This window comes from Halalkalibacter nanhaiisediminis (assembly GCF_007830185.1).
GTDB classification, from domain to species: Bacteria; Bacillota; Bacilli; order Bacillales; family Bacillaceae_D; genus Halalkalibacter; species Halalkalibacter nanhaiisediminis.
Genome location: NZ_VLKZ01000005.1, coordinates 219268 through 236084, shown reverse-complemented (window position 1 = coordinate 236084; position 16817 = coordinate 219268). Strand labels below are relative to the sequence as shown.

General features: G+C 40.3%; 15 protein-coding genes and 1 other annotated feature. Of the genes, 2 read left to right on the top strand and 13 right to left on the bottom strand.

The features are described from left to right. Positions 1 to 26 precede the first annotated feature (26 nt). The 11 genes from alaS to IQ10_RS10635 all read right to left on the bottom strand — a co-directional run bounded on the left by alaS (position 27) and on the right by IQ10_RS10635 (position 11525). Positions 27 to 2666 carry an alanine--tRNA ligase gene (alaS, locus tag IQ10_RS10685; protein ID WP_144450498.1) on the bottom strand — a complete coding sequence of 880 codons (2640 nt, stop codon included), beginning with the start codon at positions 2664 to 2666 and terminating at the stop codon, positions 27 to 29. A gap of 92 nt (positions 2667 to 2758) precedes the next feature. Then, positions 2759 to 2965, bottom strand: a binding site (T-box leader). Positions 2966 to 3010: 45 nt separating this feature from the next. Then, complete coding sequence (locus IQ10_RS10680; RefSeq protein ID WP_144450497.1) at positions 3011 to 4075, bottom strand: AI-2E family transporter; 1065 nt, start codon at positions 4073 to 4075, stop codon at positions 3011 to 3013. A gap of 91 nt (positions 4076 to 4166) precedes the next feature. Beyond that, positions 4167 to 4355 carry a DUF3918 family protein gene (locus IQ10_RS10675; RefSeq protein ID WP_144450496.1) on the bottom strand — a complete coding sequence of 63 codons (189 nt, stop codon included), beginning with the start codon at positions 4353 to 4355 and terminating at the stop codon, positions 4167 to 4169. A gap of 31 nt (positions 4356 to 4386) precedes the next feature. Next, positions 4387 to 4575: a YrzR-like zinc ribbon domain gene (locus IQ10_RS10670; protein WP_144450495.1), complete on the bottom strand. Its 189-nt coding sequence runs from the start codon at positions 4573 to 4575 to the stop codon at positions 4387 to 4389. Positions 4576 to 4589: 14 nt separating this feature from the next. Then, positions 4590 to 5063, bottom strand: a complete 474-nt coding sequence (locus IQ10_RS10665; protein ID WP_144450494.1) for a PRC-barrel domain-containing protein — start codon at positions 5061 to 5063, stop codon at positions 4590 to 4592. A gap of 51 nt (positions 5064 to 5114) precedes the next feature. Then, positions 5115 to 7421 carry an SF1B family DNA helicase RecD2 gene (recD2, locus tag IQ10_RS10660; protein WP_144450493.1) on the bottom strand — a complete coding sequence of 769 codons (2307 nt, stop codon included), beginning with the start codon at positions 7419 to 7421 and terminating at the stop codon, positions 5115 to 5117. 12 nt (positions 7422 to 7433) lie between these two features. Continuing rightward, positions 7434 to 8093: a tetratricopeptide repeat protein gene (locus IQ10_RS10655; RefSeq protein ID WP_144450492.1), complete on the bottom strand. Its 660-nt coding sequence runs from the start codon at positions 8091 to 8093 to the stop codon at positions 7434 to 7436. Between the two features lie 49 nt (positions 8094 to 8142). Then, positions 8143 to 9246, bottom strand: a complete 1104-nt coding sequence (gene mnmA / locus IQ10_RS10650) for a tRNA 2-thiouridine(34) synthase MnmA (protein WP_144450491.1) — start codon at positions 9244 to 9246, stop codon at positions 8143 to 8145. A 28-nt stretch (positions 9247 to 9274) separates the two neighbouring features. Beyond that, entirely contained in the window at positions 9275 to 10435 is a 1161-nt protein-coding gene (locus IQ10_RS10645) for a cysteine desulfurase family protein (protein ID WP_144450490.1), read from the bottom strand. A gap of 33 nt (positions 10436 to 10468) precedes the next feature. After that, positions 10469 to 10888, bottom strand: a complete 420-nt coding sequence (cymR, locus tag IQ10_RS10640) for a cysteine metabolism transcriptional regulator CymR (RefSeq protein ID WP_144450489.1) — start codon at positions 10886 to 10888, stop codon at positions 10469 to 10471. Further along, a complete protein-coding gene (locus tag IQ10_RS10635; RefSeq protein ID WP_437177681.1) occupies positions 10821 to 11525 on the bottom strand; it encodes a YczE/YyaS/YitT family protein in 705 nt (234 codons plus the stop codon). Before IQ10_RS10635 ends, cymR begins: the two co-directional genes overlap by 68 nt. 153 nt (positions 11526 to 11678) lie before the next feature. Here IQ10_RS10635 and IQ10_RS10630 point away from each other — a divergent pair, with 153 nt between their 5' ends. After that, complete coding sequence (locus IQ10_RS10630; protein WP_144450488.1) at positions 11679 to 12953, top strand: replication-associated recombination protein A; 1275 nt, start codon at positions 11679 to 11681, stop codon at positions 12951 to 12953. 45 nt (positions 12954 to 12998) lie between these two features. Here IQ10_RS10630 and IQ10_RS10625 read toward each other — a convergent pair whose 3' ends face one another. Beyond that, complete coding sequence (locus IQ10_RS10625) at positions 12999 to 15161, bottom strand: PAS domain-containing sensor histidine kinase (protein WP_144450487.1); 2163 nt, start codon at positions 15159 to 15161, stop codon at positions 12999 to 13001. Positions 15162 to 15353: 192 nt separating this feature from the next. Between IQ10_RS10625 and IQ10_RS10620 the strand changes: the two genes are divergently transcribed. Beyond that, positions 15354 to 15980 (top strand): RsfA family transcriptional regulator, encoded by a 627-nt coding sequence (locus tag IQ10_RS10620; protein WP_144450486.1) that lies wholly within the window; start codon positions 15354 to 15356, stop codon positions 15978 to 15980. 115 nt (positions 15981 to 16095) lie between these two features. Here IQ10_RS10620 and IQ10_RS10615 read toward each other — a convergent pair whose 3' ends face one another. Beyond that, entirely contained in the window at positions 16096 to 16815 is a 720-nt protein-coding gene (locus tag IQ10_RS10615; RefSeq protein WP_144450485.1) for a LutC/YkgG family protein, read from the bottom strand. Positions 16816 to 16817 lie beyond the last annotated feature (2 nt).

Here is a 16817-nt window from a genome sequence, read left to right as displayed (position 1 = left end):
TTCCATTGTACACCAAAATGCTCGTCTTAGGAAATTGTATTTACGTATTCTTGCACGTAAGCAAGCGCCTGCTCAAGTTCAGCTGGATTCTTTCCTCCTGCTTGAGCCATATCAGGACGGCCACCACCGCCGCCACCACAACGACTCGCGACTTCTTTAACAATTTTCCCAGCATGATATCCCTCAGAGAGTAAATCTTTCGTAACCCCTGCAACAATGTTCACTTTCTCACCTGAAACAGCACCAAGGACAATAATACCAGATTCGATATCTTGCTTCAGCTTATCCACAATCGCACGTAAGCTATCCATATCAGCAGCATCTACTTTTTTCGCTAATACCTTTACACCGTTAATCTTCGTAATCGCGTCTACAAGGTTTCCAGCTTCCATGTTACCCAATTTTGCTGATAAAGATTCATTTTCACGTTGAAGCTCACGAATTTGTTGTTGCATTGCTTCTATTCGAGCAGGTACATCAACGACACGTTTTGCCTTTAAGCTTGCAGCAGCTGTTGTGAGAAGCTGAAGCTGGCTGTTCATATGTTGATAAGCAGCTTGTCCTGTCACAGCTTCAATTCTTCTGACACCAGCACCAATCCCTGACTCGCTGACAATTTTAAATAAGCCAATTTCAGCAGTGTTACGAACATGACATCCTCCGCATAGCTCCAGGCTATAATCGCCCACTTTTACGACTCTAACAGTATCGCCATATTTTTCACCGAATAATGCCATTGCGCCCATTTCTTTTGCTTCACTAAGCTTTTTGATTGAAATCTCAACTTGAAGGGCATCCCAAATTTGTTGATTAACGATTTCTTCAACCTTTGTCATTTCAGCTTCTGTCACTTGTCCAAAGTGAGAGAAATCAAAACGTAGGCGTTCTTCAGATACAAGGGAACCAGCTTGATTAACATGTGTACCAAGGACATCTTTCAAAGCTTGGTGTAAAAGGTGAGTCGCTGTATGATTTTTGACGATCGCGATACGGTCTGTCTCTTCCACAACGCACGTTACAATCGCTCCTTCGCGAAGAATTCCTTCTTTCACGGTTACACTATGAAGATGTTGTCCATTCGGTGCTTTACTAACATCTGTCACCTCAGCAAGCACTTCTTCGCCGCAAATAATCCCTTTATCTGCTACTTGTCCACCGCTTTCTGCATAGAAAGGTGTCTCATTTAAAATTAGTTGAACCGTTTCGCCTGCTTGTACTTCTGTTGCACGTTCTTTATTATGAATGATTACTTCAACCTTCGCTTCAGTTGCTAACTTATCGTAACCTACAAATGAACTTTCTACTGTAATTTGTCCAAATAATTCATCCTGAACTTGCATCGAACCAGATTCCTGTCTCGCAGAGCGTGCTCTAGTTCTTTGCCCTTCCATCGCTTCTTCAAAACCTTCACGATCAATTTCTAACCCTTTTTCTTGTGCATATTCTTCTGTTAAATCAACAGGGAACCCGTACGTATCATATAAACGGAATACATCCGCTCCATCAATTGTAGTTTTTCCTGAAGCTACTGCCTCATCAAGAATTTTTTCTAAAATAGAAAGTCCCTCATGCAATGTTTCGTGGAAGCGTTCTTCTTCGTTTTTGATCACTTTTTGAACAAATTCTGTCTTATCTTTCACTTCTGGGTAGAAATCAACCATAATTTCACCGACAACAGGTACTAATTCATACATAAATGGACGATTAATATCAATTAGCTTTGCATAACGAACTGCACGACGCAAGAGGCGACGTAACACGTAACCACGGCCTTCGTTTGACGGCAAAGCCCCATCCGCTACAGCAAATGTCACGGTTCTGACATGGTCAGCAATGACTTTAAATGAAATATCCTTATCTGCATCTTTTCCATATGCTACAGAAGAAAGCTGCTCTGTCGCTTGAATAATTGGCATAAATAAATCTGTTTCAAAGTTTGTTGGAACGTCTTGAATGACAGAAACCATACGCTCAAGCCCCATTCCAGTATCAATGTTCTTCTTCGGAAGTGGTGTGTAAGTGCCATCAGGATTATGATTAAATTGTGAGAAGACAAGGTTCCACACTTCTAGATAACGGTCATTTTCTCCACCTGGGTATAGCTCTGGATCATTTTCATCATTTCCGTACGCAGGTCCACGATCATAGAAAATTTCCGTATTCGGTCCACTTGGGCCTTCACCAATATCCCAAAAGTTCCCTTCTAAACGAATAATTCTTTCTTCAGGAATGCCAATCTTATTTTGCCAATAAGAATACGCTTCATCATCCTCTGGGTGAACCGTTACAGATAGCTTCTCAGGATCGAAACCAATCCATTTCTCACTTGTTAAGAATTCCCAAGCCCATTCAATCGCTTCTTCTTTAAAATAATCCCCAATTGAAAAGTTACCAAGCATTTCAAAGAACGTATGGTGACGTGCTGTTTTACCAACATTTTCGATATCATTCGTACGGATCGATTTTTGAGCATTCGTAATTCGTGGATTTTCTGGAATCACGCGACCATCAAAGTACTTCTTTAGTGTCGCAACACCACTGTTAATCCATAGTAATGTTGGATCCTCATGAGGAACGAGCGAAGCACTTGGTTCAATATCATGTCCTTTTTCCTTAAAAAAATCCAAATACATTTGTCTCACTTGAGCAGATGTAAGTTTTTTCATATTACGTCATCTCCTTTTTCATTATGGTTCATGTGTTGTTCAAACATGAGCGTTCTCTATGTATGAGAAATAAAAAAACTCCCTGCTCCCAGCAAAGGGACGAGAGTTATCATCACGCGGTACCACCCTAATTATAGACAAGATTTGTCTATCACTTTACACCTTAACGCGGCCAAACGACAGGGATTACCTGCACTCAGGAGTAGCGTTCCAAAACCCTTCGCTTCGGGCACCTTTCAGCCATGGGTGCCCTTCTCTTTAAGCGGTCTGTTTCGTACTGATTCCTTCTACGATTTAACACTTGTCTATTTGCCCTTTAATTATAGAAATCCATCAGACAATTGTCAATCATTCATCAAATGAAGACGTAGATGCAAAAGCGTTACTTTTCCTATCGCAAGTGTCGGAACGGCAACAAGCAGCCCAATCACTCCTCCTACCTCCACTCCAATCAACAAAGCTAAAATAATAAGCATTGGATGAAGATGCAGTGTTTTGCCCACGATTAGAGGTGATAACAGATTTCCCTCAATTTGCTGGATCACAACGATCAGAATAACGGTATATAATGCTAGTTGCGACGACTCAAGCATGGCAACCATGACAGCAGGTGCGGCTCCTATAAATGCACCAAAATAAGGAATTAAATCAGCCGCCCCAATGAACAAACCAAGCAAAATAGGATACGGAACGCCAAGCAACCACAAGCCAATTATTGTAAGGATAGCTACAGAGAGAGAGACAAGCAACTGTCCACGAATGAAGCTGCCAAACGTATGATCAACGTCTTTTATATAACGTTGTAATGGTTTCCGCCATTGCCTTGGAGTCAAATACCAAGCAGCACGCACAATAAGACCGTAATCTTTTAAAAAATAGAAAACAAGAAATGGAATAACCATAAATGAAAAAGCAGAGCGAAGGAAAAAGAGAGCCACTTTTGCTACTTGATCCAATGCTCGCTCGCTCACTTCTCCAAGCTGTGCGCTCCATTCTTTCGTATGCGACTGAATCGGAGTTGGCAACGAATCTACCTGTTCCTGTACTTGAATGGAAAGTGATTTTAACTGTTTTAATTGCGCTGGAATTTGTTCAAATGCATGCTGGATTTGTTTAATTAAAGTAGGTAAACCAATCGTTAAAAGGAAAACGATTGAAAAAACAATCGCTAAGAAGATCAACAAAATTGTGAGTGTTCGTGGAAGACCCGTAGCATGAAATTTTTCAACGAGCGGATGAAGAAAATAAGTTAACAGAGCTGCCAAGCCAATAGGTAAAATGAGCGCTCTTATTACTGTAAAAACTGGAGTGAGTAATGGAGAAAGCTTAACGAGCATGTAAACAATAATTAAAGAGAGTAAAATCATAATGAGTCGATTCATCCAAATCCGTTGACGTGTATTCTCCATAGGCTGCACCTCCTTCTTTTAGTGTGCGCAGCCTGCTTTTTTCCATACAAAAAGCCAATCAAGATATACTTGATCGGCTCTAGACATTGATTTACGAAATAACTTTGGTTATAAGCTTTCTCATCCGTCTCCATGACTTCCTATTTATAAAGCGGTTAACGTTAAGCTGGGTAATTGGTTCAATAAATGAATCAAATCTCTTTTTTGTTCTACGGTCGCTTAAGGAATAAGCGGCTGCACCAATTCCCATTGCAACTAACGACGTCACAGCTCTTCTCATTCGATGTCACCACCTACATAGTTTGGCTAGCTTACATCCCAACTTGAAGGTCTTCGTCTTCAAACAAATCATCCAATGAGCTAAGTGAGCCATCTTCCTCAACTTGATGAAGAGAAAGCTTTCCTTGTGACAGGCTCATCTCAACAAAGCAATTCCAGCAATAATATTGATTTGTTCCGATTTTACCAATATCTTTGCTTTGACAATTTGGACAACGCATATAAGGGCTCCCTTCTATTCCGTTAGGATGGCGCGTCCCCCTCCGATTGTCAGCTTTGCTCTGCTTTTGACAACCTTTCTTCCTTCTAAGAGATCTGCTATTAACCCATCCGTCACTTCATACCCTATAATCGTCCCCATTTCTTCCAGGAAATATACATCCTCTACAAGCCCTAACTTTTCTCCTTCTTTTGTGAGAAGTGGTGTTCCGTGCAGGCGTCTTTTCCCGACCTTTAGCGGAAATGCTTTTTTTACCGCTTTTGAAAAAGGTCTAAGAACATGGGAGCCTTCAATCATGATGCCATCCTGTCCAAAGCTTGATACTGATGAAACTGGTAAAAAGAGATGCCTTGCAAACCAACCTTTCTGGTCAACTAAGAAGCCCGTCACACAGCCATTTTCATAAAGCAAATCTAAGACATGACCATACTCAACTCCATTAGATAATGCAATGACTGGCAAACCTTCAACTGTCGAAAACGTTCGCAAAGTAATCGCCACCTCTCCGAACAGTATTAGGGTGCGATCATTTTGAATTTGTTATGTTGGTTGACTATTTCCATTGCTCTCACTCAATTGTTTTAGCTTTACTGTTAACATTGAATTTCGAACTAACTCTTCATTTTTTGTGATCGCTGTATGAATGGAGCGTAACTCACCGCATAATAATAAAAACTGCTTAGCCCGCGTAATGCCTGTATATAATAAATTTCGTCTAAGCATTCTTGCATAGTTTCTGACAACAGGCATGACGACAATCGGAAATTCACTTCCTTGCGATTTATGAATCGAGCAACAATAAGCATGTGTTATTTGATTGAGATCCTTTTTCGGATAAACCACTTCTGTCCCGTCAAAGGAAATCACGACTTGATCCTGACGCTCAGCATTTTCTTTCGCATAGAAAATCGCTACAATTTCACCGCGGTCACCATTATACACATGCTCATCTGGATTATTCACAAGCTGCAGGACAATATCACCTGTTCGGTACACGACATCACCAAAGCTTAATTCACGTCTATGTTCCTTTTTTGGATTAAATAAATCTTGTAGCATCACATTCAGTTCTGTAATACCAGCACTACCTTTATACATAGGCGCAAGCACTTGGATATCCTTCGCTGTGTACCCCTTCTTCATAGCGTTTTCGCATATTTGGGCGACGACGTGCTGCACTTGATCAATACCACATGGAAAAAACCGTCTGTCAGCTTGCGGCTCTGGAAGGTTAGCTGGCATTTCCCCTTTTTTCATAGCATGAGCAAGCTCAATAATCGATGATCCTTCAGCTTGTCGGTAAATATCTGTGAGCGGCACCGTCGGAATAATCGTTGAATCAAGAAAGTCACGAAGAACTTGACCTGGACCAACAGAAGGCAATTGATCTTGATCTCCAACAAGAACAACCTGCATCCCTCTTGGGACAGCTTTCAGCAGCTGATTCATGAGCCAAATATCGACCATCGAGCTTTCATCAACGATGAGTAGCTCCCCCTCAAGCTTTTCATGTTCCCCTTTTTCGAATCCACCATTACCGCCCTTCCAGCCAAGCAGTCGGTGAATCGTCGTTGCAGGAAGCTCGGTTGCTTCACTCATCCGTTTAGCAGCTCTACCAGTTGGTGCAACGAGCAAGACTGGAAATGGATTGCTTTTCGTATACGCTTTTGGTTCAAGTGATAGCCCATGCAAACGTGCATATAGTTCGACAATGCCTTTAATAACTGTTGTTTTTCCAGTTCCTGGACCACCCGTTAAGATCATCATTCGTGATGACAATGCTGTTTGAATCGCTTCTTTTTGAGAAGGGGCATATTCGATTTTCAATTCTTCTTCAAGCTTTCCAAGTGCCTTTAAGAACTCTGCTTCAGGAAACTCATCCTCTACTTCTTCGCTTAATAGCTTACGAATACTGGTTACAATACCTTTTTCAGCAAAGTAGAGTGATTTTATATACAAACGTTCTTCTTCCTCGACAATCGTTTCTTCTTCATGCATAAAAAGGAGCTGCTCGTCTACCTCTTGCACCTCAATCTTTACCTCGTACGTTGAAAGGAGACTAATGACATGATTGGTTAATGTCTTTTTCTCCATAAAAACGTGCCCTTCTTGCAGGCAAAGCTCTTGCAGCAAAAACAAACAACCCGCGCGGATTCTCTCAGGGTGATTACCAGTTAGCCCAATAGCCGCCCCAAGCTGATCCGCTCTTCTAAAGCCGATTCCCTCAACATCGGCAATAAGCTGATATGGATTCGTTTGAATAATATCAAGGGCCTGCAAGCCATAAGCTTGATACACCTTCATTGAAAGCTCCACGCCAAATCCGTGCTTAGACAGTGTCATAAGCACCTGCTCCACACCTTGCTGATCAACGAGCTGCATATATAAGGCATCTGCTTTTTCTTTGGATAGCTTTGGAATCTCATTCAAAACAGAGCGATCTTCCACAATTCTTGTAATCGCTCGTTCACCGAGAGTCGTGACAATTAACTCAGCTGTCTTTTCCCCAATACCTGGGAAACGATCACTTGATAAGTATTGAATAATTCCGCTTTTTGTTTGGGGTAAATCTCTTCTAAATTGGTCGACTTGATACTGCATGCCAAACTTTGGATGGTTAATAAGCTCCCCAAAGAAAAGAAACGTTTCATCTGTGTCTAGTTGAGGAAGAACTCCAACTACCGTTAGCTTCTTTTCTTTTAGCTCTTCATTGGTCGCCTGTACACGAATGAGCGCTACTGTATAGTAATTTTCTTCATTGCGAAAAACGACATGGACAACCGTCCCTTTTATATAGCCTCTTTCAATTTGTTGCTCGTTATCAGGCAAATTTTGTTGTTCATTCACATGTCATCACCCTTAATTGATGGCTTGTTCGATTGTTTTCTTTCCATTCGCTGCAAGTGCATGATCTGGTTGAATGACAAGAGCCTGATTAAATGCTTCAAGCGCATCTTCTGCTCGGTCATTGAACGCATATGCCACTCCTAGATTAAAGTAAGCATCTGCGTGCTCATCATCTAATTCAATCACTTGTTCTAACTCCTTAATCGCCTCATCGACCTGTTCTAATTGAGCAAGGCAAAGACCATATTGAAAACGTGCATCAATATCGTTTGGCTCAAGTTCAACTGCTCGCTTAAAGGAAGCGAGTGCATGCGGAAGAGCTCCAAGCTGATAATAGCTCATCCCAAGCATAAAATGAACGTCTGCTCCGTCAAGCTTCTCAATCAACGCCTGCTTAAACATTTTCGTCGCTTCTTCAAACTGATCCTGCTTATAATAGATCGTTCCAGCTCCGTAATAAGCTGTTGCTGCATGTTCATCAAGTCCTATTGCTTTATCAAAAAACGTTAGGGCACGCTCAAAATCACCGACGATCCCAAGCAGATTACCAAAATTAATAAAGCCTGTTGGGTCCTTTGGATTCTCCTCAATCGCATCATTAAACATTTGTGCTGCTTCTTCATACTTTTGCTCATTCATATAAGCAATTCCTTTTTCATTTAACGTCGTCATGTTTCTGCCTCCCTTTTATCCTCTCATACAGGAAAAAGGAAAATGCCACTTAGGCATTTTCCCACTTCTTAATGACGTGATCAATTGTTCCGCCACCAAGACATACATCCCCGTCATAAAAAACGACTGCTTGTCCAGGTGTGATCGCACGCTGACGCTCATGAAAATACACTTTCACTGTGCCATTTTCTCCTGGATATACCGTCACCTTTTGATCATCTTGACGATAACGAAACTTCGCTGTGCACGTAAATTCTTTTTCAACTGGTTCATTTATAATCCAGTTCATTCCAATTGCATCTAAACCTTCTGAGTAAAGCCCTTCATGATGAAAACCCTGTCCAACAATTAACACATTTTGCTCAAGGTCTTTATCAATCACAAACCAAGGTTCTCCTGCACCACCAATTCCTAGCCCTTGTCTTTGACCGAGTGTATAGTACATGAGACCATCATGAGTACCTTTGACCTCACCATTAACTGTTTGCATTTCTCCAGGACTTGCTGGGAGGAATGAGCTTAAGAACTCTTTAAAATTGCGTTCTCCAATAAAGCAAATACCTGTACTGTCTTTTTTCGTTGCTGTCGCTAATTCAGCCTCAAGCGCTTTCTTGCGTACTTCCTTCTTAGGAAGGTCACCAATTGGAAACAGCGTCTTAGACAATTGCTTTTGAGATAATGCATTTAAGAAATACGTTTGATCCTTATTGTCATCTACTCCACGAAGCAATTGGAATTTGCCGTCTTTTTCTTGAACACGAGCATAGTGACCTGTGGCAACATAGTCAGCACCAAGAGTCATCGCATGATTCAAAAACGCCTTAAACTTAATTTCCTTGTTACACATCACATCAGGATTTGGCGTGCGCCCAGCTTTATATTCATCTAAAAAGTACGTGAATACCTTATCCCAGTACTGCTTCTCAAAGTTCACCGCATAATAAGGGATCCCAATTTGGTTACAGACACGAATAACATCCTCGTAATCTTCTGTCGCTGTACAAAATCCACTTTCATCTGTATCATCCCAGTTTTTCATAAAGATCCCGATTACATCATAACCTTGCTCTTTAAGTAGCAAAGCTGTGACAGATGAATCAACTCCACCTGACATTCCAACGACAACTCGGGTATCCTCTGGTCGTTTCTTCATATGACTCACTCCATCTATATACACTTCATTAGCTGATAAATTCTATTTGCTCCTGAAGTCGTTTGACAATTTTTGCTGTTTCAAGCGCTAAATACTTGATTTGTTCCTCTGTATTTCCGAGTCCAAAACTAAACCGAACCGCAGAAAAAATTCGTTCATTCGTTTCACCAAACATCGCTACTAGTACATGTGAAGGCTCAATCGAACCTGCTGTACATGCAGAACCACTTGATGCACAAATACCAGCCATATCAAGGTTCATTAGTAAAGATTCCACATTCACACCTGGGAAACTAACATTCACAATATGAGGCAGCCTTTCGTGCTGATGTCCATTTACATGAAATGTAACCTCATTCTCTGTCCATGTATCAATTAGAATCTGAGCAAATTGTTGATAACGCTCAGTTCGCTCTTTCATTGATGCAACCGTAAGCTGCATCGCTTTGGCAAATCCGACAATCGCCGCGACATTTTCCGTCCCTGCCCGACGTTTTCGCTCTTGCTCTCCTCCGTATAAGACAGGACGTAACGTAATACCTTTTTTGAGATAAAGCAGTCCTGTTCCTTTTGGGCCATTTATTTTATGAGCTGAAATCGACAACATGTCTACAGGTAGCTCAGATAAATTTAATTCAATGGCCCCACATGCTTGTACCGCATCTGTGTGGAAAGCAGCTTGATGCTCACGAAGGATTTCACCAATTTCAGCAATCGGCTGCAATGTACCGACTTCATTATTTCCATACATAATCGTTACGAGAATCGTATCATCTCGTAAGGCTGTTTGCACATCTTCAAGCGCCACTCTCCCGTGTTCATTCACATCAAGATATGTGACTTCAAAGCCGCGTCTCTCTAGTTCCTTACAAGCATTTAATACAGCATGATGCTCAATCTTTGACGTAATCACATGCTTGCCTTTCTCTTCATGCTCAAGAGCATAACCTAAAATCGCCATGTTGTCAGCTTCTGTACCTCCACTCGTAAAAATGAGCGTTTGCTCATGAACGGATAGAGCTTGAGCAATATTAGCACGTGCCTTATCTAATGCTTGTCTCGCTTGTCTTCCCGTTTGATGGATACTCGACGGATTTCCAAAATGCATTTGAAAATAAGGAAGCATCGCCTCTACCACATCTGGGTGAAGAGGTGATGTCGCAGCGTGATCAACATAAATCAATTCCACCATCATTCACCTTCTTTTATCTATAAGTTATCCTTAAATATAAAACATATAAGGCTCTTGATCACCATCAGCTTCATAATTCGCTAATTCCTCGAGAGTTGTATTATCTAATACATCTTTCACGGCGTCACGTATTTTGATCCAAAGATTTCGTTTAGCTGGTTCTTCATCATCAAGAACTTCTACTGGACTAATTGGTCCTTCAAGCACACGAATAATATCACCTGCTGTAATTTCATTCGCTTCCTTGGCGAGCATGTATCCCCCATATGCCCCGCGAACACTTTTGACAAGCATCGCATTTCGAAGTGGTGCAATGAGTTGCTCTAAATAATGCTCTGATAGATCATATTCTTTTGCGATAGATTTTAACGAGATCGGTCCTTCACCTGATTTCTTCGCTAACGCCATCATGATGGTGAGACCGTAGCGTCCCTTCGTTGAGATTTTCATATTTTGTCCCTCTTTCCATTATAAAATCAGTAAAACGTTGGCACTGTGGCAATGTCATTCCTACAACTGAACCGATACCGAAACAAAAGAGCAATGTTCCAATAAATACTGGTCCCCCTAGAAGCCAGCCCACACTCAAAACAATGATTTCCATAACTCCTCGTACTCTTTGTACCTTCCAGCCCGTTTTCATTGTTAAGGCTAGCATTAGACTATCACGAGGTCCAGCCCCGCAGCCTGGTGCGATATATAATCCAATTCCATATCCAATAATCAATATACCTAAAATCAGCATTAAGAACTTTAACAGGATACCATCTGGGGTGGGGAGAATCCACATAAACAAATCAATAAAAACGCCAACAAGAAGCATATTGATAAAGGCACCTATTTGTGGCCAAGCTTTCATGATCCACCCAGAAATAGCTAATATAATCAAGCCCATTAAGATCGACCATGTTCCGACTGTAAAACCGATTTGATTTGTTAAACCAATATGGAGAACGTCCCACGGCGCGACCCCTAAATCAGCCCGAATCATTAATGCGATTCCAAAAGACATCACAATTAGCCCAATCATAAACAACGTCCAGCGAAGCCAACTTCGCCCTCTACCCTGAGTACTTTCTTTCTTCAAAGGAAGCCCTTCTCTCTTTATAATTCTTTGCCATTATATCACGAAACACTTTTAGATTGGTGGAAGAAGACTAATTGAATCCGAATAGTTGGCATTTCGACACTCTTCGATTACACTAAAGACCAGCATTCATAGAAGATGGAGGTATGAACGATGAAAAGACAACCACTCGCATACCGAATGCGACCAAAGAAAATGGAAGAGATCATTGGACAAAAGCATTTGATTGGTGAAGGGAAATTATTAAAACGAATGGTCGATGTTAAGCAGTTGTCATCAATGATTTTATACGGACCACCAGGTATTGGTAAAACATCGATTGCCCATGCCATTTCTGGATCAACAGGAACACCCGCTAAATTGCTGAATGCAGTTGTTAACAATAAGAAGGATATGGAAATAGCAGTTGAAGAAGCTAAAATGTATGGTCAGCTTATTTTAATACTTGATGAAGTTCATCGTTTAGATAAAGCAAAGCAAGACTTTCTTCTTCCTCACCTTGAAAAAGGACTCATTATTTTAATTGGGGCTACAACAGCTAACCCATTTCACTCTATTAATCCAGCTATTCGTAGTCGTTGTCAAATATTTGAACTTGAACCTCTAAGTATTAATGATATAAAAGAAGCACTCAATCGAGCTCTTAACGATGAGCAAAATGGACTCGGGAAAGAAAAAGTCTACATAAGTGACGAGGCATTAACTCATTTAGCCACCGCATGCGGAGGAGACGTTCGTTCTGCCTTGAATGCTCTAGAGCTAGCAGTAATGTCCACATATCCAAATGACGAAGGAATAAAAAACATCTCTCTTTCTACAGCTGAATCCTGTATTCAGAAAAAAAGCTTTCAACATGATAAAGACGGAGATGCTCATTATGATGTCCTGTCAGCTTTTCAAAAATCAATTAGAGGTAGTGATGTAAATGCTGCCTTGCACTATTTAGCAAGGTTAATTGAAGCTGGTGACCTGATTAGTATTGGACGAAGATTACTTGTCATTGCCTATGAAGATATTGGTCTAGCAAGCCCGCAAGCTGGCGCAAGAACACTGGCAGCCATTGAATCAGCTGAGCAACTCGGACTTCCTGAAGCAAGAATACCACTAGCAAATGCCGTTGTTGAACTTTGTTTATCACCTAAATCAAACTCAGCATATATGGCATTGGATGCAGCCTTAGCTGATATTCGCAAAGGCAAGATTGGTGATGTTCCAAAGCATTTAAAAGACGCTCATTATCAAGGAGCTAAGCAGCTTGGTCGAGGTCAGGATTATCTCTATCCTCATAATTATGAACATGGTTGGGTTCGCCAACAATATCTTCCAAACGTACTAAAAGATACGATTTATTATGAACCAAAACAAACAAGTAAATTCGAACAAACATTGGCAGACGTATACCGTAAGCTCCAATCAAAAAATAAGTAATCAAAAGGGTCTACCTCATCCATGCGAGGTTAGACCCTTATTAGCTTATGAAACATCGACCCTCTCAAGAGGAAGGGTAATCGTAAATGTCGTTCCCTTTCCTAATTCACTCTTTACAGAAAGACTTCCGCCCATTTCTTCGATGATTCGGAAGGTCGTCATCATCCCAAGACCCGTTCCCATTTCTTTTGTCGTATAAAATGGAGTGCCTAACTTATCTAACGTCTCCTCGCTCATGCCGCAACCAGTATCAGCAATGTCAATTTTAATAACGTCAGAAGCAGCAAACTCTCGTGCACGAATTGTTAAAACTCCTCCATCTGGCATCGCTTCAAAACTATTTTTTATTAAGTTTATTATGGCTTGATCTAATTTTTGACCATCTGAAAAAATAAGGGGAAGTGGCTCTACTATTGTTTTAAATGTGATCTTGTTTGCCTCTGCTTCTCCTGTATACAGCATCTCTTTTTCCTTAATGAGCTCCGCTACATCAACAACTGACTTCACCATAGCAGCTTTAGGATTTGCCATATTTAATAGCTCACTAATAATCCCGTTTACACGATCTATTTCTTTTAACATAATATCAAAATGTTTTTTTCTCTTATGAGAGATCTCTTCTGATTGATGAACCAATTGTAAAAAACCACGAATAGTCGTTAGTGGATTGCGTATTTCATGGGCAAAGCCTGCCGCTAGCTGCCCAACAACCTTGAGTTTTTCTGTCCGAATTAATTCTTGCTCCATCTGACGTTTATCAGTCACATCATTAAAAATAAGTAAGATATCCTCAAGCTCCTGCTCATTATCTAGCTTAGGAAGAGTAGAAATACTCATAAAATAGATCCGCTCAATTCCATTTATATTGCACGGAAACTCAAATTGTTTTGTACGATCATTTAAGCTCAAAAGCTCTTCTAATCGCGTAGACTTGATAAACGAATGAAAAATAGAGCTTTTTTCCCGAAATTGAGTGATCGTCATGCCTAAAACTTCACTCTTGTTCTTTTGAAATAATTGTTCGCACGTCCGATTAAACGTTGTGATCTGGAGACTATCACGATTGAAGGCAATAATCCCATTATCTGTTGTTTCGAGAATGAGCGTCGATTTCTGATGGCTTTTTTCTCGTTCAACTAATTTTCTTGTCATCATATTAAATGTCTTTGTTAAAGTATCAACTTCATGATAAGCGTCGGGCGCTAATGGATACACTCTTTTACCAAATGCAAAATCAGAAGTTGCATTCACAAGTCTTTGCAACGGTTGGACAATGTAAGCAGACAATTTAAACACAGCATACAGCGTCACCAGAAAAATTAACCCGAACATGAAAAGATATTTAAATGCTAGATCTCGCAGTGGTGTTGTCAGATTCTCTCTCGGTATTGAAATACCAACATACCAATCCTGCTCAAATCCAGGCATGTTGGCGACCTTAACAAATGTCTGCAGCATGTCATTACTTTCACTATGTATTAATTCCCGTTTAAGCATTGACTGTTCAAATTGCTCGGCAGTTAGATTATTACGCTCAAGATAATTATAATTTAGGATAAGCTCTTGATTCGGATGAGCAATAATATCACCTTGTCCATTAACTAAAAAAGCATAGCCATCTAATCCAAGTAATTGCTGTTGTTTTGTAAAGTTATCAAGACGTAACCAGAGATAGCCGAGATCAAATGATGGTGATACGACACCAATAATTTCACCATTCTCATCTCTCACAGCACTAGATAAGACAAGCATTGGCCTATGAACGACAGGAGATAAGTAAATATCCGAGAAAAAAATGCCTCCGTCAATTGTTTCTTGAAACCATTCTCGCGTGCTTAAATCTGTTCCAACAACTGTATGATCTACATCTGCTACCACAATCCCACTCTCGTTCACAAAAACGGCACCGAGATAAAGATTATAGTTTTGTACAAAATGATCGATTTCCTGCTCGATCACAGAGTAAGGCTGCTCACTGTTTCTAAGAATTGGATTTTGAGCCAACATCGCAACATCAGTAAGCCTTTCTTGAATAAGATCTTCAAGAATAACTGCCAAACTATTAGCAAATGAAATCATTGTTTGTGACATTTGTACTTCAATATCTTCTTTTTGAGAATCATAGGTTATGTAGCTAATTATCATCATTGGGATAAATGTAGCAAAAAGAAAAAAGGCCAGTAGCTTGGCTCGTAAAGTTTTAAACATGTGCTGATGCCCCTTGAATACTATCGAAATCTTAAATATGTATGACTTTTTTATCATTCTACACTGTTCTCTTTGAGAAAAAAAGCAATCTACAGCTTTCTCCTTTTTCTATCATCCTTGTATAAATAGCCTGCATTATGGAAATAATTTATGACAACTAGCTTTTATGTTAAAAATAAGGAGATGAAAAGAATGAAAGTTAGACAAGATGCTTGGTCACATGAAGATGACGTATTACTTGCCGAAACTGTGTTAAAACACATTCGTGATGGCAGCACACAATTACGTGCATTTGATGAAGTAGGTGATGAATTAAATCGGACGTCCGCCGCTTGTGGTTTCCGCTGGAACGCTGTCGTTCGTAATCGTTATATGAATCAAATTGCTGAAGCGAAGAAAGAACGGAAAGACCGAAAACGTGCCACATCCTTTTCTTATTATCCACAAATGAGAACAATATGGTCACCTCAAACAATGGTTGAGCATAGCTCAAGATCAATAGATCACGAGATGTCCTTGGAGACAGTCATCACCTACCTCCAATCACTTACTCAGTCAAATCTTCAATCGACTTCCTTGCAACGAGAAAATGAGTTGTTAGCAAAAGAGAACCAGAAACTACAATCACGTACTCTTGAATTAGAACGTGAATTAAAGAAAATCAAACAAGATAATAGTATCATTGAAGAGGATTATCAATCTCTTATCCAAATTATGAATCGAGCTAGACGAATGGCTATTTTAGAGGACGAAGAATCACTCTCTAATGCTGCTTTTAAAATGGACAAGAATGGCAACCTTGAAAAATTAGCGAAATAAAAAGGAAAGACTTTCAAAGACATTACTAAATAAACAATGATTACGCACGCTACTAGTCCGCTATGAGATTGCTACTTATAGCGGACTTTTTAATGTAACAGCTACGCTCATTACTTTAACGGTCATCGACAACAATATAGCAAGCTCTTATCGGTCCATGAACTCCTACAACAAGATTCATTTCAATATCAGCACTGTTACTCGGCCCAGAGATGAAGTTCACACAAGATGGAAAACGCTTCTCCTCTTTTGCAACTTGATGCAAATATGCTGTTGCTTGGGTCATTCTGGGGACAAGTGTACTTTTCGGAATAATAGCAATGTAGCTAGTTGGCAGTAAGCTAACCGAACGCCCCTTATTTGCATCACTCATTAAGACAACCGTACCAGATTCAGCAAGAGTGATATCTGAAAATGTAATGCCAATATCTGCCTGTTCAGCAATTGCAATATTTTCTTCTCCCTTTTCTACATCCCAAGTATCAATTTGTTTACCCTCATTAGTCATTGTGCCAAAGAGTGCATCAAGGCCGAATTCAACAAAACGATCATCCTTCCATGTCACAATGCGTTCGCCAGCAAATTGTTCAACCACTTCAGACAATTTTTGTGACAACCCTTCTGCCGTCGTTCTTTCAAATTGAGTATGAATACGTTGACATTGCTCACGTAGACGATCGACAAGTTGGTCCTGTGTCTCATCTTTAAAAATGCTATGCTGAGGTTGTTTCTTCCATACTGGCTTTTCAACTGGAGATTTAATGCGCTCACGTCCTAAGCTTTTGGCAATCGAATTTAAAAAGGCCTCTTGATTGTGCACAGTACCTTGTTGCATCG